Annotated in this window: 16 protein-coding genes; 4 read left to right on the top strand and 12 right to left on the bottom strand. The window is 54.9% G+C overall.

Annotation, left to right across the window (positions count from 1 at the left end; genetic code table 11):
* Positions 1 to 3 precede the first annotated feature (3 nt).
* Complete coding sequence (locus NST26_RS04060; RefSeq protein WP_339253814.1) at positions 4 to 3,393, bottom strand: tubulin-like doman-containing protein; 3,390 nt, start codon at positions 3,391 to 3,393, stop codon at positions 4 to 6.
* 85 nt (positions 3,394 to 3,478) lie between these two features.
* Complete coding sequence (locus NST26_RS04055) at positions 3,479 to 5,299, bottom strand: vWA domain-containing protein (RefSeq protein ID WP_340978630.1); 1,821 nt, start codon at positions 5,297 to 5,299, stop codon at positions 3,479 to 3,481.
* A gap of 244 nt (positions 5,300 to 5,543) precedes the next feature.
* Between NST26_RS04055 and NST26_RS04050 the strand changes: the two genes are divergently transcribed.
* Genes NST26_RS04050 through NST26_RS04040 form a run of 3 tightly spaced genes read left to right on the top strand, consistent with a single transcriptional unit; the run spans position 5,544 to position 8,471 of the window.
* On the top strand, positions 5,544 to 5,696 hold the full coding sequence (locus tag NST26_RS04050) for a hypothetical protein (protein WP_155991665.1): 153 nt from the start codon (positions 5,544 to 5,546) through the stop codon (positions 5,694 to 5,696).
* Positions 5,689 to 6,612 (top strand): hypothetical protein, encoded by a 924-nt coding sequence (locus tag NST26_RS04045; protein ID WP_340978629.1) that lies wholly within the window; start codon positions 5,689 to 5,691, stop codon positions 6,610 to 6,612. Before NST26_RS04050 ends, NST26_RS04045 begins: the two co-directional genes overlap by 8 nt.
* 56 nt (positions 6,613 to 6,668) lie before the next feature.
* Positions 6,669 to 8,471 carry a hypothetical protein gene (locus NST26_RS04040; protein WP_340978627.1) on the top strand — a complete coding sequence of 601 codons (1,803 nt, stop codon included), beginning with the start codon at positions 6,669 to 6,671 and terminating at the stop codon, positions 8,469 to 8,471.
* A gap of 522 nt (positions 8,472 to 8,993) precedes the next feature.
* On the opposite strand, the gene NST26_RS04035 is transcribed toward NST26_RS04040, so the two are convergent.
* From NST26_RS04035 to NST26_RS03995, 9 genes are all read right to left on the bottom strand, one after another.
* The gene (locus tag NST26_RS04035) at positions 8,994 to 9,287 is read right to left on the bottom strand and encodes a hypothetical protein (RefSeq protein ID WP_340978625.1); all 294 of its coding nucleotides are present in this window, start codon (positions 9,285 to 9,287) and stop codon (positions 8,994 to 8,996) included.
* 80 nt (positions 9,288 to 9,367) lie between these two features.
* Complete coding sequence (locus NST26_RS04030; RefSeq protein WP_340978624.1) at positions 9,368 to 10,780, bottom strand: MFS transporter; 1,413 nt, start codon at positions 10,778 to 10,780, stop codon at positions 9,368 to 9,370.
* Positions 10,777 to 11,415 carry a cysteine hydrolase family protein gene (locus tag NST26_RS04025; RefSeq protein WP_340978623.1) on the bottom strand — a complete coding sequence of 213 codons (639 nt, stop codon included), beginning with the start codon at positions 11,413 to 11,415 and terminating at the stop codon, positions 10,777 to 10,779. The genes NST26_RS04030 and NST26_RS04025 overlap by 4 nt, the downstream gene beginning before the upstream one ends.
* Positions 11,416 to 11,457: 42 nt before the next feature.
* A complete protein-coding gene (locus tag NST26_RS04020) occupies positions 11,458 to 12,507 on the bottom strand; it encodes an ABC transporter substrate-binding protein (protein ID WP_340978622.1) in 1,050 nt (349 codons plus the stop codon).
* A 41-nt stretch (positions 12,508 to 12,548) separates the two neighbouring features.
* Complete coding sequence (locus tag NST26_RS04015; RefSeq protein ID WP_445323361.1) at positions 12,549 to 13,358, bottom strand: ABC transporter permease; 810 nt, start codon at positions 13,356 to 13,358, stop codon at positions 12,549 to 12,551.
* 109 nt (positions 13,359 to 13,467) lie between these two features.
* Entirely contained in the window at positions 13,468 to 14,253 is a 786-nt protein-coding gene (locus NST26_RS04010; RefSeq protein ID WP_036731326.1) for an ABC transporter ATP-binding protein, read from the bottom strand.
* A gap of 118 nt (positions 14,254 to 14,371) precedes the next feature.
* Positions 14,372 to 14,746, bottom strand: coding sequence for a Na-translocating system protein MpsC family protein (locus NST26_RS04005; RefSeq protein WP_340978618.1), 375 nt, complete (start codon positions 14,744 to 14,746; stop codon positions 14,372 to 14,374).
* Positions 14,747 to 14,930: 184 nt separating this feature from the next.
* Positions 14,931 to 16,082 (bottom strand): 3-dehydroquinate synthase, encoded by a 1,152-nt coding sequence (aroB, locus tag NST26_RS04000; protein ID WP_340978617.1) that lies wholly within the window; start codon positions 16,080 to 16,082, stop codon positions 14,931 to 14,933.
* A gap of 134 nt (positions 16,083 to 16,216) precedes the next feature.
* On the bottom strand, positions 16,217 to 17,101 hold the full coding sequence (locus NST26_RS03995) for a hypothetical protein (RefSeq protein WP_340978616.1): 885 nt from the start codon (positions 17,099 to 17,101) through the stop codon (positions 16,217 to 16,219).
* 162 nt (positions 17,102 to 17,263) lie between these two features.
* Here NST26_RS03995 and NST26_RS03990 point away from each other — a divergent pair, with 162 nt between their 5' ends.
* The gene (locus tag NST26_RS03990; protein ID WP_340978615.1) at positions 17,264 to 17,494 is read left to right on the top strand and encodes a hypothetical protein; all 231 of its coding nucleotides are present in this window, start codon (positions 17,264 to 17,266) and stop codon (positions 17,492 to 17,494) included.
* A gap of 606 nt (positions 17,495 to 18,100) precedes the next feature.
* On the opposite strand, the gene NST26_RS03985 is transcribed toward NST26_RS03990, so the two are convergent.
* Complete coding sequence (locus tag NST26_RS03985; protein ID WP_340978614.1) at positions 18,101 to 19,024, bottom strand: ADP-ribosylglycohydrolase family protein; 924 nt, start codon at positions 19,022 to 19,024, stop codon at positions 18,101 to 18,103.
* Positions 19,025 to 19,048 lie beyond the last annotated feature (24 nt).

Genomic DNA, 19,048 nt, shown 5'->3' with positions numbered 1-19,048 from the left:
GGCCTACTTCAGCTTTCTGCGGATGCTGCCAAGCTTGCCGGTCAGGCTCTTGTAGAAGCCGTACATTTCATCTCCGTTGGCATGCTCTACCCGCTCATATTCCAGAGCGTCACGTGCCTCCAGGAACGAGACATACATCCCTTCCAGCTTATACAGCAGCGGAGTTACATCTTCAGCTGCCGTCATTTCTCCGGCCCGGCGCGCTGCCTTGCGGAGCAGGAGACTGCGGCTTTTCTCATCCAGCTCACGGAAATGGCGGTAGACGGCATACTCCACATAGCTGCGTTCCTTCATCAGATTCGCGAACGGCTCCCAGGCATCCTCGTCCTCGTCACGGTCATAGACATAGAGCGCGCCTTTTTTGGTAATGGTATCGGTGTACAGCGCCTCAATGAACTGGTCCAGCCATTTGTCTTCATCCAGATGCTGATGCACCAGCGCTTCCAGTTCCGCAGATTTGGCCGCCAGCGCATCGTATTTCGCCAGCTCCTCACGGACACGGGCAATGAGCTGTGGGGAACGGATCAGGTTCTCCTGGGCCAGCTCCAGATTAATACTGCCGAAGATATCCTTCACGGCTTCACGTTCAATACCTGCTGTGCGGAGTGCTTTGAGCTCCTCAGCGGCCTTGCGCACTTCACCCAGATTCGGACGCGGCGCATCCAGCTGCAGATCATAAGCACCCAGCAGCTTGCCCAGATCCAGCGGCTTCGTGAAGATCACGGAGAAGCGGCTGCTGGTGTTCTCGTCCACACCCTTCTCTATGATCACACCGGACTCCAGCGCCCGGCCGAAATCTGCCCGCACCCTGGCATTGTACTCACGGACCCGCGGATTCGCATACGTATCGCCCCAGGACTTCTCCGGGATCGGCGAAGGCAGATAGGTCCAGTTGTCCTTATCGGTCATCACCAGATGGCGGCCGATGCCTTCCTTGTCGAGAATGGTCCGCTCGTAGTTCTCCTCGTACACCCGCAGCGGCGTATAGACGAACAGCGGCACCCCGTTGCGTGTATTCAGCCAGAAAATCCGGTTCTTGACCTCGCTCTCCTTGATCGTGAACTGCGATTTACCGAGTGCATTGTTCTGATAATTCCGCACACCCTTCAGAATCCCCGGCGCTTTCACCGGCACAGAGACGAAGCCCCAGGACGGGAAGTGCAGACTGCCGGAGCTGTTGCTGAGGTGGAAAATCGGCACCGCATCCTCATCCAGACGCCCGGCAATAATCCGCTCCACGAACTTATCCAGCGGTTCCTCGCGCCCGTATTTCATCACCAGGAAATCCTCCATCGAACGGGTAATGAGGTCCCCGAACTTGTCGCTGAGGAACTCGGATATGGAGCGGACAATATCAATCTCCTGCTCCCTTACCCAGCGCCCGGAATGCTTCAGCATCTCACGTGTGAAGTCACGGATCAGATCATCGCCGTCCTTCTGGTCCATGATTTTGGAGATGGTCGCCGAGATATCCGGCACGTTGACGATATTCCAATAGTAGGTTTTGTTGCCCTTGTGGTCGGCCTGCTCTTCGCCGTTAATCAGAATGTCGCCGTTCTTCTCGAAGATCGAGCTGAGCGCGGTCAGAATCTCGGTGAACACACCGTAGATCCGGCTGTTCTCTTCATTCAGCAGCTCATACAGATCCTCATAGAACTGGATCATCTGCTCGGTGCGCTCCACATCGGCATGCAGCCAGTATTCATTGATTTTGGCTTCAATATAGGCGTTCTTCTTCTTCTCTTTGGACACAAAAGCGCTCCGCGCATCGCCCAGCTTATCCTCTGCACTCTCCTGTGCGGTCTCAATATCACGCGGCAGGCGCAAGAGACTCTCGCGCAGCGCTTCAATATAAGACTGGATCAGCTTCAGGATGCAGAAGCCCTTCTCGGTGTACAGCAGCCGCGACACATAGAACGGCCCCTGCTCAGGATGCAGGAAGATGCGCTCCAGCTCTTCGCCGAACCGTCCGGCAATCTCACCCGGAAGCTGCTTCTTGGATTTGATATATTCCTCACGCGCACGGGCCAGGAAGTTCTGCTCCAGCTCCGTATCCATGCTGACGACCTGATTCTTGACGACATTGGCATGGCTGAGGCGCTCGCTGTTCTGATAACCCGGCAGCGGCTCCGGCACACGGGACTCGAACGTCTTGATCATCGTATCAAGATCGATGCCGAGCTTGCGCGCCATCTTCTCCACATCCTCCTGATTCGGGGCGTGATGGAACATCTTGTCCATTTTGTCGAAGAGACGGTAAGCCAGGTAAGTTGTCATTTCCTCAATCGGCAGCACGGCCGAGGATGCCCCGATAATGTTGTATTCATAGTTGGCAGGATAGGTCTTGTTCATCTGGGCAATGTTCGTGCGGATGTTGCTGATATAGTCATGGATGGCAAACTCCTCGCCGGAGGCCTTCTCTTCACTGGCCATGAAGTTGGTGATATTCTCAGCCGTCACGTTCATGCAGTAATCGTAGGCGTTCTCCAGCAGCTTGCCTTCCGTATTCGTTGCGGAGATGAGATGACAGAGATTGAACGGCGGCAGCGGCGAGTTGACGCTCAGAATATTGCCGTACTTCTGGCGGAAGCGTTCGCCCCGGCTGTCCACGTTCATCCAGTAGTCCAGCTCTTTGAGCGCGGCATACCCGTTCTTGCGGATATATTCGCGGGTATGCTCGCTGAGGCTCTTGTTGGACAGATTGACGTCCGGTGTGAACAGATAGCCCAGCGTATTGACACGGTCTATCCCGGCTGCGCCGTAGTCACGCTCAATAATGCCGCGCACGATGTAGGCAATATCCAGGAACGCCCCGCTGCCGGTTCCGCCGGACAGACCGGTAAGCAGGAAGACCATGAGCTTCTTGCTGGTGCCGACAGACAGCGTCTTGATCTTCTTGTCGATGGCGGCAACCACCTGGTTAATCTTCGTGAACAGCAGCAGACGTCCGGCCTGACGCACCCCGGCGGCTCCGTTCATCCCGTCTGTGATGCTCAGCTCCGGCGACAGCCAGTCTGTAATGTAAGAATCCAGGATGCTGCGGTTCTGCAGCAGTCCGCCGATCTCGGCATTGGCCAGCAGAACGAATTCATTCTGCGGGTCGAGGCCGATGCCCTTGTATTTTTTGCCGCGGTCCTGTTCATTGGTCTCGAACGCCAGGAACTCCACGTTGTCGGGCTTATCCCGTTTCTTCTTGGACAACGGATCTTCAGGCAGCTTGAAGCGGCGGTTAATCTGGTATTTGAGCCGCAGCAGGGCATCGATGCCCGTGCCGCCAAGCCCGATAATGAGGATCGGGTTGTCGATGGTATCCACTCTGATCTTGTCGCTGACGATTCCTCCGCCAAGCGATACATCCAGCTGTTGAATATGTTCTCTTACTACCGGTTTCATAGGTTCTCCCCCAAAAGTTGTGATAGCCTACACATCCCGAATCACTTCGCATGATCGCTTCGGGAGCATACACTTAGCCTGCTTATCAGATCAAATATTCCAATAGAATCGTCTTGTCTACCGTCTGCAGAGAGACCGTTACCCGGTCCCCGCTCTTCATCTCCAGGCCCCGCGAGGGATCAGCAGCACGCCCCGAGCGTTCCACCGAGATCCCTTCGCCTCCGCGCAGCAGAAGCCGGTCATGGGTTCCCGGGGTAAAGACCAGCTTTTCGCTCTCCTTAAGTTCGGGAGCAAGCTGCAGGAGCTGGTGAAGAGTGAACTTGCCGCGGAAGGCGGCGAGCTTCTTGTACTGCGGATAGGTTTTCTCTCCGGTGTTGCCGTCCACCACTTCCACCACCAGTTGTCCGACGAACCCCCGGTTCGCCTTACTGCGCAGCAGCCAGAATGCGGCTGCAGCAGCCAGCAGCAGCACAATGCCGCCGATGATATAGTACAGCGTGTTCGAGGTCTTCTCCTCAGCAGGCTCTTCGCCCGCAGGAGTGCCTGCTGACGGCGGGGTGGTCGCCACCGTTCCGGTCTTGGCATTGATGGTCAGCACATCGCTCTCCCGATAGAAGCTGCTCTCTTCGGCCCGGACCTTCAGCTCGTATTCATGATTATCCTTGATTTCAAAAGCACCCTTGAACTCGGCACCCGAGTTATCCAGCGGAATCTCCTGCACTTGGCCGGTGTCCTTATCTGTAGCCAGCAGCACGGCCTTCATATCCTGGTACAGGCTGCTCTCTGTTACCTCTGTTCCATTGCTGAACAGATGCGAGGAGATATCCACCGTATCACCTTTGCCGTAAGACTTGGAGGGCAGAGCATCCAGCTTCAGCTCCAGATCGTAGTTGAATACCAGATTAATATCGATCTTATCCTTCGGCACACCCTTGACCTGGAGCTTCCAGTCTCCCTCCTCCGGCGACAGAAGCTTGATCAGCGTATAGCTGGACGACTTGGATAACAGCACTTTATCGGAGGGAATCGCTACTTCCTTCCCCGCAGGATTACTGAGCTTCGCCGTCACCGGCTTCGAGGACATGATCGAGATATTCGCTTCAAGCACGCTGCCATTGGGCACACCTACTGTAACTTCCTGATAATCGCCGTTTGCCGTAATGGACGGCACCGGCACCACCTTCAGCTTTAAGTGGCTGGCAAAAATCTCGCTGAGAATCTGCGGCAGATCATCCGCGGAATTCGTAGTGAACGCCTTGCCGCCTGTCTCGCTGGACAGTCCGGCCAGAATATTCTTGTTCAGCTTGCCGTCCGCATTCAGCCCTATGGTATATACGGGATACCCCTTCTGCTTGGCAGCCTCTACTGCCGCCTTCAGCTCCTTGTCGGAATCGGACTGCTTCCGGCCGCTGGCTTCATTCAGGTCATTGTTGCCGTCGGCCAGCATGACGATCATCGGCTCATGGCCGGGATCGCTGCCGTTCTCCAGCACCTTCACCGCTTCTTCCATCCCGACCGCCAGGTCCGTGTAAGGTCCGCGGCTTAGCCCGTCGATGAAATTCTTCAGATCCTCCTTGTCGCCGGCGGATTTGATGCCAAGCAGCGCCTTCTCGCGCTGCACCTTATCGGTGTAGGCCACAATGCCTACCTTATCGCCTTGGGTGGACAGCATATCTATGAACATCTTCATCGCTTCATTGGCGATCTTGTTCTTGTCGCTCTTGTTCATCGAGTTGCTGACATCGATCAGCAGCACAGCGTCAATATGTGAGGGTGCGGCCGAAGCCGCGCTGGCTCTCGAAGCAGCATATGGAGATACAGTGATACATAGAATCATGAGCAATACAGGCAATATGCGCTGCAGTCTATTCTTGGCCTTACTGAAATTACGTTCGTTACGAAGCATAAATAGGGCTCCTCTTGTGTGAAATTAGGCGGATATGGCAGATCCGTAACGCATAGCTAAATTCTGTCAATAGCATGCCATTATGATATAATTAAACCTTGTAAACTTCAACATAGTGACCGCTGGACCGGCACTTCCGCTAGTAGCAATCGCCATCCTGAGCCGGATAGACTATTCTAAGTATACGCCGTAATCCTGAATATTTGATTAAAAGACCGTAACCAGAGCAGAAAGGAAGAGTTCCATGATTACATACGCCATACTCGGGATAACGTTTCTCTATGCTGTGATTCAGATCATTCTATATGCTTCCCGCCAGCGGAAGCCGCTCACCCGTGAGGATATCGACGAGCGCCTGCTGGCTGCATTGAACGGAGGGGATACGGCCCGTGAGTAAAAAGAAACCCGTCATCTTCCGTCCCTTCAAAGCCCCCCGTTACTCCTTCGAGAAGCTGCGCATCTGCCGCCGCTGTCACCGTTACACCGCGCTGGGCGAGGAACGCTGCACCCGCTGCGGCCGCGCCTCACTGACTCCGGTGGAGAAGCATGCAGTGTCCCAGGCCGGGCGCAAGGTCCAGACCCGGCTGCTCGTTATCCTCCTGCTGACCCTGGCCGGAATCTATTTCGGACAGAATCTGCAGCAGATGGTGCTGTGCGGCGCAGGCGGTCTCGTAATAGCCGGACTGGTCTACTATACGCAGCGGAAAGTACGGCAGAACGAAAATTTGTATGCGCTGAACAAACTGCTTGGCCGTAATATTTTCAGCATCAAGGAGGATCTGGAGCTGAACCGCCAGGAAGCCGTGACGGTACTGCGCGAGAATGATGTGCTCGCTTATGAGAAGCTGCGTGAGATCTCCGTGCTGCTGCGCGGAGACCGGATCTCCCGTCAGCGTGTCGCCCTGCTGCACGGCTTCCAGCTGCGCAAGGACATGACGCTGGAGCTGGAGCAGCTGCTGCTGAAGGACTTCGAGCCGCTGCTGGCAGAATATATCGGCGAGATCGCCAGGGTCCGCCCTGAGCTGATCAAAGACCGCACCCTGCGCTATGTCAAGAATTACGAGGTGCAGATTCTCGAAATGGATGAAGGGCTGGTCATTATGACCGCCGTTGCCAGTGCTGCGGTCCGCATGAAGCGATACGCGCTGCTCTACTCCGGCATGATCGGCCGCTATGTGCAGGAGCTGCCCAAGGACCGGTTCCTGCGCTTATCCAGACTGATTGCCGCGAATCCCTATGAGCCGTGGAACGGCCTGGATGTCAAGGTGGAGGAGATCCGTGAGCTTAAGTACCGCTGGGACCCTGAAGTATAAGGTTAGAAGCCGACTGCCGCTCTAATCCTTATCTATCAATAAAGGGGCTATATTATATGACGATCATACGGGCTATAACCCTGCGGAATATTATGATTATTCTGTGTATTTTGATGCTGCTCCCGCTGGGACAGAAGGCGCTGGGGATTAAGAATAAGCTTCAGGATGTACAAGAAGCTGGAGAATTGTACGCTGCCGGGGAGCTTATTGCTGCCGAGAACAAGTACCGTCTTGCAGCGGCCAATCATTCGATTCTATATAAAGAGAAAGAAATTTCGGCGAAACTGACAGAGCTGGCTCCTATTACGAGCATCCGCACGAGTCTGAGCAGACTGTCCTTAACGCTGGAGGACCAGCTGACGGTGAAGGATTTCGCAGGGCTTATGGAGAGCTACGCCTCCCTGCTCAGCCTGAAGAGCAAGTATATGACGCCAGGCGGTCCCTATGAAGCCTATTATCGACAGCTCTCGGCAGATTCAGGCCTCTCAGACAAGATGACAGCCGGGTTCCGGCTGTTCAAGGAGGAGTATGTGGCCGGACTCGCCGCAGATTCGTCTAAGGGGGCAGATTCGGGGACAGGCAGCGACAGTACGGACAATCTCAAATGGAGCCTGCTGCAGATTCCGGCAGACTATTACGGAGGGGTGGCGGCCAAAGAGGAGTTATTGGCTTCGAGCTTCAAGGCCCATGATACCGCGAGGCTCAAGGCTCTGGCCGCAGCCGGAAGCTTCGGGCCTATGCTGGAGAGCGCCCTCTCTATGGAAGAAGCTTATAAGAATCATAGCTATACCGCACCCTGGCTTAGCAAGCAGGTTCAGGAGAGCGCTTCGCTCATCCTGAACAAGGATCTGGACGGTGACCTCACCGCAGCCTTCGCCGGACATGCCGCCCGCTACCGCAGCTATGCGGCATCAGCCGGCATTACCAGCTCCAAGGTGCTGAAGCTGATCGACAACAGCATCGCCCGGCTGCTCCGCGAGGGCGCGCGCCATGTGCGCGGCGGCCGGTATGCGGATGCCATCAGGCTCTATGCGGAGCTGGCCCCGGTGCAGGACACCTCCGGAGAGACTGCTGCCGCAACGCTTGCCTGGAATATGGCCGAGCCGCTCCGGCTGCTGCCGGGCGGAGAAGTGCCGGGCAGCTATTCCCTTACAGCCTCCGTCACTGACAAGTACGGGGCCAAGGTGGCTGTAGCCGGAGTAGACGCTGGCGGCAAGCTGGTCTACGCCGAGATGAGCGGGGACGGCACGGTCTCCACCCGGACCGGGGAGGTGATCCCGGGTTCGGGGATGCTGAGCGCTCTTTCTTTTGACGAAGCGTTGTCTGCTTACTCCGAAGTACCCGTAGTTGTAGCTAACGGCGGTGAGGCTGACGGACGCAGCATCTTCACAGGCTATACCATCCGGCCGGAAGGAATCTCCCTGCTGTTCAGCTTCACAGGCAGCAGCTATGAGCTGATGGCGGAGGATGGCTCCATCCGCGTAATGAACACGGATCTGGCCGATGGTGCTGCCGGCAGAACAGGTATTTTCCGCCAAGTGAACGGGGCATATGAATTCTCGGAACTCTATCAGGAGTTCACTTACACCCCTATAGATGCTACACAGCTTGAGCTGTTTCCTTACGAGAAGGTGATGCTGTCCTGCGATATTTACTTTGATGCTGCCGGAAGAGCAGTTGCGCGTTCGAATGGACGTGAGCTGCTGCTTCAGGGCGAGGTGCCGCTAATGACCGGATCTGCCGCAGTCAGCGGCCAGTTCGCGAATGAATTCGGAGAGGTGGAGACGGAGCTTGGGGTGCAGACGTTGCCTGTGTTTGTGGTCGATTCGGCCCAGAGCTTAAGCCTGACGCCGCCTTGATGTGCGGAATACAGAGATTACAGGTCACTGAGGGATGGCTGCGGTGTCATCGCCGGGTGTTGCACCGTTTCAGAGTGGCATCAAAGAATGGTGTGGTGGAGCGGTGTGTGGGATAATGTGCAGTGTGCGGTGTGCGGAATGATGTCGTTGTGGTGGCGTAATTGTAGCGTGATGGCGGACAACTGGATGCTCCGCGGACTGTGAGGACTCTATTTGGTCAAAAAGACAATTTTTCTGCCCGCCACGGGCTGAGAAGCCGTTAAAAGGTGCGGTGACGCTGAAAATGAGGCGATACAGGTTGGTTAAGGACCTCTGAGTCCGGATAGATTACCGGAATAGCGCAAATAGCAAAAATAGCGGCCTTCCAGTCCGCATGGACCGAAAATCCCAAAACGGAACACAAAAACGCAAGAGTCACACAGGATGTATGCCGCCCTGACTCTTGCGTTTTCTTTTGACGCGTGGAGATGCGTGGTTATCGTTCACGAACGGCGGCCCTTAGCGGCCATCAGACGTCCCTTCTTACGGCTGAACAGCCGGAGATACCGCTTCCGGGTAGACAGCACCTCCGCCGATGCGCTCAGCGTCTCCTTCACCTCGCCAAGCACCCTGAGTGTCCTTGACCGACTGCTTCATCCTCCCAAGCTCCGACTTCACTCCGTCACTCCGCAGCTTCGCCGCCTCCACCGTCTCCTGCATATTCGCTTTGAACTCATCCACCGGCGCCTTCAGTCCATCGACGGATTGCTTTACCCCGTCCAGTGACTGCTTCAGCCCATCGATGCTGCTCTTGAATTCCTTCAACGGATTGCCCATGTCGTCCCTCCTAAGCTCTCTTTCTCTATATTACCCAGAATGGAGGGAGCGGGATTCAACTCACCTGAAACTCTACTCTATTACGGTATGTGCAGATGCTCCGCGCTTTTGCGCTTACTGCTGTGCCGGAAGGAATACAGCGGCCAGACGGAAGACAGACCTACTGCCGCAGCACAGGCTACGAACACCGCCACATAGCTTCCGTTCGGCCTGTTCCCCCCACTGATCATCAGACCGCCGGCCGCCGTTCCGAACATCATTCCGATGTTGCGGGATAAGGCCAGTATACTGCTGACCCGGCCAAGCTGCGATTTTGCCGCCAAACCCATAACGATGCTTGTGTTAGGCGAAGTAATCATTCCCATAGCACAGCCTAGCAGCACGACCGGCAGCACCATCGCACCTGTTCTCAAAGCAGGGGAGCCAAGGCCCAGCGCCAGCAGCGTGACACTCATCAGCAGCAGGCCGGCGGCCAGAATGCCGAGCGGTCCTTTGCGGTCTGCGATACTCCCGCTGACAGGGGCAGTTACCACCAGCGCCAGCGGATAGCCGATCATGATCAGCCCCACCCACGCAGGCTCAGCTCCGGATAGGCGCAGCAGCGAAGGCAACGCCAGTTGTGCGGCAAAAGCGGCCATATACGTGATAACCGTAATCACGATACCCGCGGCAAAGCTCCGGTCCGTAAACAGGCTGAAGCCGTTCTCCGCGGGCGGGGAGTTGCGCTGAGCGAAACGGGCATATCCTGTATAACCCGCTGCCAGCCCTACCGAGACCGCGAGCAGCAGCAGTACGGGTACAGACAGGAATGAGGAGCGGCTGCCGAGATCGAAGGCCACCATCAGCGAAGTAAGACAGACAGCCATCCAGGCTGCTCCGGCCAGATTCATCCGGCCTCCGGCGGTCTCTGTATCCCGGGGAATCAGCCTATGCGCGAGCATAGCCACAGCCGCCGCCACAACAGCCAGAAGCCAGAAGTTGCTCTCCCAGGCAAACCACTGGATCAGGAAGCCGCCTAAGGCCGGACCTGCCATCGAACCCGCAGCCACGAAGGTGCTCATCAGCCCCAGCGCCCGACCCCGCTGCTCCGCCGGGAAGAGCGAGACGATCAAGGCCATGTTGGTTGCCTGATACATGGAGGCTCCCGCTCCCTGCAAGACTCTGAAGCCCAGCAGCATCGCTTCATTCTGGGCGAGCGCGCAGCCCAGCGCCCCTGCTGCGAAGGCGAACAGCCCCAGATTATGCACCTTACGGCGGCCGAACTTGTCCCCCAGTCTCCCCATTACAGGCAACAGCACCGAAATAACCAGCAGATAGATACTGACCACCCACTGTGCTGAGGCCACAGGAATCTGGAGATCAGCCGAGATATCAACCAGCGATATATTGAACATCCCGGCGGACAGATTGGACAGGAACGCCCCGAGACAGATGACCACCTTAACCGCCGTGAGGTTCACAGCCCGTTCCGGTGACGGCATCGTGAGGCTCATGACAGCTGCTGCAGCACAGGCTGGTTCCAGATCTTCCAGCCCGCTTCAATCTCTGCGGCTGAAGCAACCACGCCGAAGTATCCCTTCATATTTTCCAGCGTCATGTCATGCGCCGCCCGGGAATAAGAGGCGCAGGCGTCCTGAACCATCACAATCTGATAATCCATCATGAACCCGTCCCTTGCGGTCGACTCCACACAGACATTGGTGCTCACTCCAGTCATAATCAGGGTTTCGATCCGCAGCGAACGCAGCACCGAATCAAGCCGGGTGTTAATAAAAGCGCTGTACCGGTGCTTATTGACAATAATCTCCTCCGGAAGCGGGGATACCTCGTAGAATTCAGCCCCCCAGCTCCCCCGGCGGCAGACGCCCAGCGAGCCGCGCCCGGAGCGGGAAGTCCAGACCGGAGAGTCCGTCGCTTTTTCATGATAGGTCTGGATGTAAATGATCGGCACTCCCTGTGTTCTCCCCGCCGTAATCAGCCCGTGGAGCTGCGGCATCATCTCCCGCACAGCGGATACATCATTGCCTCCTGAAGCCAGCGCGCCTTCCTCATGACAATAATCATTCTGAACATCTACTATAATAAGCGCCGTTTTATCAGGGATAATCAGATCGGCAGTTAACTCCATTTTGGTCACCTCTTTCATTTTTGAAGACCTGCGGGTCTCAGCTTACTTCGCTGCTGTTTGGTTCACAAACTGCATATCGACCAGCTCATCATAGGTATACTTGCCTTTGTAGATGCCGGTCTTGATCATCACATCCATATCCTTATCCAGCGCCTCCTGCGAGATCACTCCATCCGGACTCCAGAGCTGGTCGTCATACGCCCGGTCAAGCGCAGCTTGGGCAGCAGCATCGGAGAGCGTAGGGAATTCCGCCTTAAGAACACGCATCGCCAGCTCTTTATCCTCCTGAATCACCTTCAGTGCCTTGACGACAGCATTCACCGCCTTCTGTACCGTTTCCGGGTCCTTCTCCAGGGTAGACTTCTTCACGCTCAGCACCGAGTAAGCATAGTCACCCAGATCATGGAACTTGTAAAAAGGTTCATCCCACACTCCCTTGCTCATCCCGTCACTGATCTGCGGCTCCGCGCCGTTCGCAATATCCGCCGCCCCCTGTTGAACCATCGCCACCACCGTGGAGCCATCCGCAGGCTCCAGCAGCCGCACATCCTTCTGCGGATCAAGCCCAAGCTCCAGCAGCAGATATTGGGTCAGCAGGTTCGGCGTTCCGCCATGCCGTCCGGCATTCAGCTTCTTGCCCTTCAGGAAGGCTGCCAATTCCTCATCTGAGCTGCCTGCCGGGGCTGTCCCTTTTTTGGCCATCAGATAGACATTCGCCCGGTTCACCACATTGCTGACCGAGACAATCGGGTCTGAGTTGCCGATATTCGCCAACGCATTGGACTCCGGCCCGCCGATGACCGCCCAGGCATCCCCACTGACCACCGAGGTGACATGCGTGCCGCCCGCAGCCTGAAGCATCTCCACCTCAAGACCCTCCTCGGCAAAATACCCCTCACGCTGCGCCACATACAGCGGCAAATAACCTGTATAATGCAGCGGCTCGGCGATAACCAGCTTCTTCAGCTTCTCCGTACCGTTCCCGGCAGCGGCTGCTTCAACTTCAGCATTGCCTTTACCACCGCAGCCGGACAGCAGAATTACAGAGGCCAGCAGGACGGCCGACAGCTTCATTGTAGTAACATTCTTCATTGGCTTCTCTCCTCTATCTTGTTGAAATGATTGCCTGCTTCTTAAGCCTTTTTCATCCCATATCCCTTAGACAACCACTTCTCCAGCAGCACCACTCCCGCATACATGACCATCGACAGCGCAGACAGAACGACAACTCCTACCCAGACCAGATTAATATCGAGAATAGTACCGGCGTAGATGACCATGCGGCCTATACCATGGCTCGAAGCAATGAATTCTCCGACAATCGCACCGGCCAGCGAGAGGGCAATATTAATCCGCAGACTGCTGATCATCCAGGGCATCGCCCAGGGAATGACCACTTTGGTAAATACCTGATGCCGCTTCGCCCCGAGCGAATACATCAGCTTCTCCATGTCCTTGTCCACACTCTGCACGCCGCTATGCGCCGACAAGGCCGCCACAACCACAGTCATGGCAAAAGCTAGCGCCACCTTCGAGAAGAAACCAATGCCCAGCAGAATCACCAGCACCGGGGCAAGCGCCAGCTTCGGCATGGCGTTGAGCAAGATCAGGAACGGTTCACTGATGCCGGCAAATTTGCGGGACCACCAGAAGGACAGACCGAGCAACGAGCCAATCAGCGTTCCGCCGATGAAGCCGAGAATCGTCGAGCTTGAGGTATAAGCGATATCCTCCAGCAGCGTCCCCTCTGTCATCTGAGTCCAGGTTGTGCTCATAATCCGCAGCGGGCTGCTCCAGTAGTACGGGTCCATCCAGCCGATCCGGGTGAACAGCTCCCAGCAGAGCACGATCAGCAGCGCCACAGACAGCCGTCCAATCCCGATGATCCGCCGCGTCCGCCGTCTGGCGGCTTCTTCATCAATGATGACCGGCACTTTCTGCATTTTGTCCGGCTTGACTGAATAGACCGGGGCAGCTTCCAGCTTGTGAATGACATAGCCTTTCTTGTGTACACTCTCCATGGTTGTCCTCTCCTTCAACAGTTTATGAGTTCTAAGAGATACGGGTGGCTGGCTCCTGATCCCCGCTTGACAGCAGATTCAGCAAATGGGCTTTCAGCTCCATGAATGAAGCAGATACCGTATCCTCCTGGTGTCTTGGACGCGGCATATCTACAGAAATCTTGGAGATGATCCGTCCCGGCCGCCCGGAGAAGACATAGATGTCGTCAGACAGATAGATGGCTTCATCAATATCATGGGTGACGAATAACACTGTCTTGCGGAAGTCTTCCCAGAGCTCCAGCAGCCAGTTCTGCATAGTCAGCCGGGTCTGGGCATCCAGTGCGCCAAAGGGCTCGTCCAGCAAAATAATATCGCGCTCATACAGCAGCGTACGGAGCAGCGCTGCCCGCTGGCGCATCCCGCCGGACAGCTCTGCCGGGTAATGGCCGTCGAAGCCCTTCAGTCCATAGCGGTCCATCAGGGGCTTGGCCCGGGCTACCGCTTCCTTGCGCGGCACCCCGCGGATCTCCATACCCAGAATAATGTTGTCCAGTATCGTCCTCCAGGGCAGCAGCATATCCTTTTGCAGCATATACCCGACATATCCGGTCTTCCCTACGATATCCTCTCCGTCTGCAAGCACACGGCCGGTGGAGGGCGGAATCAGGCCCGCGATAATATTGAACAACGTGGACTTGCCGCAGCCGCTGGGGCCGATAATACTGACAAATCTGCCTTGTTCTATGGAGAGATTCGTCTCCTGCATGGCCATAATCTCCTGCCCGTCACGGCGGAACCACTTGCTGACACCGGCAATCTCAATTTTGGTTTTCATAGAATCAGCTCCTTAAGAAAGTAATAGCATAGTTACGATAAACAAAAAGCCGCCAGTTCTGGACACAGCCCCGCAGGGAAATGTCCGAAAACTGACGGCAGGCCGGCTCTCCGAAAGATCAGAGTTCCAACGTAGCGTTCAGATAATGCTCAAGGTCCTTCTCCAAAATTATGATCGTACCGGAATACTCGGTCTCCACATCATAATCTTTAAGAACGGCCTTAATATTGACTTGAAATTCATCCAGAAATGCCTGTTTGATCTCACCTTTGAATACTTCATGCAGCACCAGATTCATCTGGCGGCTTGCCGCAGGATCATGGGTATCCAGCACCTTAAGTACGGGCACCCGGCTATTAATGGATAAAATAATAATCTTGTTGCCCACGAAGTCGACCTTCTGCTGCTTAACGCCGGCGTTGAACAGCTTCTTGTTGATTTCGTTGTAAATCCGTAGAATATCCTGTTTCCATTGTCCGGCGGAAGCGATCATTAGCGATCACACCTTTGCTGCAATAGATTATGTTATGAAATATGACTTGAAAGCAACTATATCGCCTGTGTGCCCACCGCTTATACATCATTATAGATAAATATAAAGACTTGTCAATAAAAATACGGAAGATAATATCACATAATTAAAAGAAAAATATATATTATGGTAGAATATATAACATTTAAGTCGCCGGGTTCACGCGAAGCTCCTCTAGCAGCTTCATGACTGCCGATTCTTCAACCGGAACAGAATAAGAACCGTCGGCAAAACGCTTCATCCTCCCGATACCGTCCTGAAAGACGACGCGGATGCGGCCATTGCGTACTTTTTTGTCTGTGTACATCTTGTCCACTAGTGCCCGGTTTGAAATGTACTCTGGAAGCTCTGTTGGCAGGCCTGCCTTCTTCAGCAAAGCCACCACACGGTTAGCCTGCTCTTCCGTCATATAACCAAATTTCACCCCCAGCTTCGCCTGGATGACCAGCCCCACTGCAACTGCCTCGCCATGCAGCAGCCGGTAACCACTGAGCGCCTCAAGCGCCCGGCCTGCCGTATGCCCCAGATTCAGAATCTGCCGCAGATTACTTTCATGCTCGTCCTGCTCTACCACTTCATATTTGATCCGGCAATTCGTCAGCGCAAGTTGCTCGCATACCCCGGCATCCAGGATCAGCTCCCCTTCTCCCATAATAATTCTGTTCATATTCGCTTCCAGATAGCTGAAGAACTCCTCATCACTCATGCAAGCGTGCTTGATGGTCTCGGCCAGACCGCTTCTGAATTCACGGGATGGAAGTGTGCGCCAAGCGGCCAAATCTATGTATACTTTACGGGGCTGGTGAAAGACGCCGATCAGGTTGGTGGCGACGGGTGTGTTCACGCCTGTTTTGCCGCCAACGGAGGCATCTGCTGCTGCCAGCAAGGTGGTAGCATAATTCAGGGAAGGCACTCCCCGGCCAAAGGTCCCTGCCAGAAACCCTGCCAGATCAGTCACCGCTCCGCCCCCTACCGCGATAATACAACAGTCTCTGCCGTAGGCTTGGCTTAGCATTTGGTCCTCCAGCAGCGCTTTGGTCTCACGGGTCTTCGAGCTCTCGCCCGCCGGAAAGGAGAACAATTCCACTTGGAATCCCTCATGACGTAACAGCTCTAGTAAAGGACGGCCATATAACGGCTCCACCGTAGAGTCTGTAATAATAGCATATTTGCTGACTCCCTCAATCAGCCCCTGCTGCAAATCGCGAACTAATGAGGCAAACAGATGCTCACCGATCTCAATAGAGTACGAGTGATCGACTACTTTTTGGAGGGTTACTTCAAAGCTCTTGGACATGGGTTGAGCCCCTTTCATCTATAGACTGTACCTTGCAGGAGAATGCAACTTGAAGATTTCATTTACGGATCATCGTCTGGTAGACGAACTTCGGCAGCGCGGATTGTCTGCGCCAGCGTGACTTCTTATTCCATTCATTCCTCAAAGTACTTCCACCATTCCACCAGCCAAGGCTCATCTACGCCGCGCAGGCGGAATTCCTCCAGCAGCACCCCGCGGACCCGCTTCTCCATTTTCACAAAGCTGTTATCCTCCTGATACATTGGCGCATAGGACAGATCCTCTTTGAGATATCGCTGGAAGTCCTTCATACAATCAAGCACCCTTTTCCCCACTGGAAGGTGCTCTGCTACCTGTACAAGCCATTTATCATACGGATAGGGGTGGCCCTCCACTGTGATAGCACAGCGTAAGGCCTGCTTGAACACCTCCACCGCCTGAAAAAGAATCGGAAAAGTCTCTCCCCGGCGCACGGGATTATCCAGGCTTTTGGCAGCACTCCGAAGGTCTATGTATGTCTTCTTCCGCAGGCTCAGCAGAAGGTCTGAAGGCAGCGGAACCGCTTGCGCGAACGATGCCTTCAGGTCCAGGGGGTCATGATAGAGACAGGAGACCGATGCATTCCACAGCCAGTCCAGTTGCCCTTTTTCCAGCGCCTGCTCCAGCTCCGATAATGTGAGCAGGGTGTAGTGTCCTGTTTTGCCGCTGGGCAGATGCACATCTACAAACAAGCTGCTTCTCTCCGGGATCAACTCTGCCCGTTCAAAACGGCTCGTAATCGGCTCATAGCATTCATCCCGGCAGACCAGGATCAGGTCTATATCCGAGCTGTCGTCCACAATTCCCAAGGCCGTTGATCCATCCAGCAGGATGCTGATATGCCCGCAATCCTCCGCAAGCAGCGGGTGATTTAGAATGTGCGTGCTGATATAGCTGCCAATTTCCTGAAGTAATTCGCTATGTCGCTGCCGGTTGTCCGGCTTCAGCAGCAGACTGGATAGACTTGCCGTCCATAGCACACACTTCCCTCCCCCTCATAGAATCTCCGTTCCCTCCTACCAACCGCACAGAACATATTTCCGGAATATTATAACATAATTTAGGAGAGTTACTGTTTGGATTATCTCATAATCGTACTTTGGGTTTACCGCAAGCTAACAGGAAGGGAGACCTTGAGAAGAATGAACGATGAAACGATTTATAGCCATGAGGACACACTGAGGATGCTGGACGCTCTTTTCCGGGACGAGGGGGCATGGTGGGATGGATTCTATGCGGATAAGGAGAAGGGCATTCCTTTTTTCCGGGATTGTCCCGATGAAAATCTGGTGGAATCTTTCAGCGAAGGGGCGCTCATATGCTGTAGGCGCTGGAACAGTAGTAACTGTATTTTGTACAATGGAATGCTGTAAAAAGGGCATCGAAATAGAATCTATTGTATTCGGTACAATTGAATTTTGAATAAAGGCCTCATTTCGCCCAATACGCAGCATTCCACTGTACGAAATACAATAGAATCTCATTTCATGGTCAAATATGAGTTTTCTATTGCAGGAAATACAATCAGCTACTTTCAATTCAAGCGTAGAAGTCGGCGATGGGTGCAGAATCTGCCTGATATCATCGTTCATGCCTCCATTAAGGTACAAGCGATTAGTTTAAGTGCAATCTGTACAACTAAAACGTCTGATGTACCATCGAATCGCAGTTTAGCTGTATTTCGTACATCTAAAATACCTCCATACCCCAGTTCTCAACCATTCAGGCAAATTTAGTTGTACAGACTACAGTTAGGCGAGGAATGCTTGCCTTTTCACGGTTTTTAATTGTGCAGAATACACTTATCTCAGAATGTCTTTCAAACGTCGCCTCGCACATTACCGCGTTAATGCAATAACCTACTTCTATAGTTCACATGAGTTCACACACGAAACTCCGCATCATCCTGCACAACAAACAGGCGGGGTGCCCTGTGACTCATACGCCCCGCCTGCTACATGCAGCTTAACTACCTCCGCTTACTTCACCCGCTCCATAAACAGCCGCCCCGCGTAATCGCTGATCAGCCCGCGCAACGCCAGCTTGCCGCTCCAGTCGGCCGGAATGCCGCTGAGGCCATAGTAGGCTCCGGCGATCTGGCCGTAGATGGCGCCGGTGGTGTCGGCGTCATTGCCGAGATTCACGGCAAGCAGCGCGCCCTCTGCGAAGCTGTCCGACTTATGGAATGCCCATAGCGCCGCTTCCAGCGACTCTACGACATAGCCCGAGCCTTGAATTTGCGGCGGCTCCTTCAGCTTGTAGGAGCCTTGCTTGATATTCAGCATATGCGGCGTCAGCGTATCTTCATCCAGCCATTCGCGGAAGGCATCCGGCGCCAGCATCTCCTGCTTGCTCCAGCCGTGCAGCCCGGCTAGAATATATGCCGCGAGCAGACGGCAGGCAGCCAGACACTCGGCGGCCCCGTGCGTGGTTCTTGAACTCATTGCTGCATAGCGGATCGCCTCAGCGGGCTGCTTCGCGTAGTACATCACCACCGGAGCCAGACGCATAATCGACCCGTTCCCGGCAGAGAACGGGTCCTCTGAACCGCTGTACGCCTCCCCGCTGGCTTCATACCGGTGCAGCGCTTCGCGCGTTGCGTTGCCGATATCGAAGCATCGGCCGGTGCTGCTAAGCGCGCCTTCGCGGTACCACTTCACATAACGCTGCATCTGATCCGCCGGATCGAAGGCCTGAACTGCAAGCAGGCTCTCCGCCAAGCAGAGCGCCATCGAGGTATCATCCGTCCACTGACCCGGCTGCAGAGCGAATACCCCGCCGCCGACAATATCTGTCATTGGCTTGAAGGTTCCGGGTGCCTGGAATTCTACAGTTGTGCCCAGCGCATCCCCGGCGGCCAGCCCCTGCAGGCAGCCCTGATAACGGTCATCAGTCAATGTCACTTGGTCTCCCCCTTCCCGGAAGCT

The organism is Paenibacillus sp. FSL R7-0128 (assembly GCF_038002245.1).
Taxonomy (GTDB): Bacteria; Bacillota; Bacilli; order Paenibacillales; family Paenibacillaceae; genus Paenibacillus_AQ; species Paenibacillus_AQ silagei.
The sequence above is the reverse complement of the archived record's forward strand: the minus strand, read 5'-3'. Positions and strand labels throughout refer to the sequence as shown.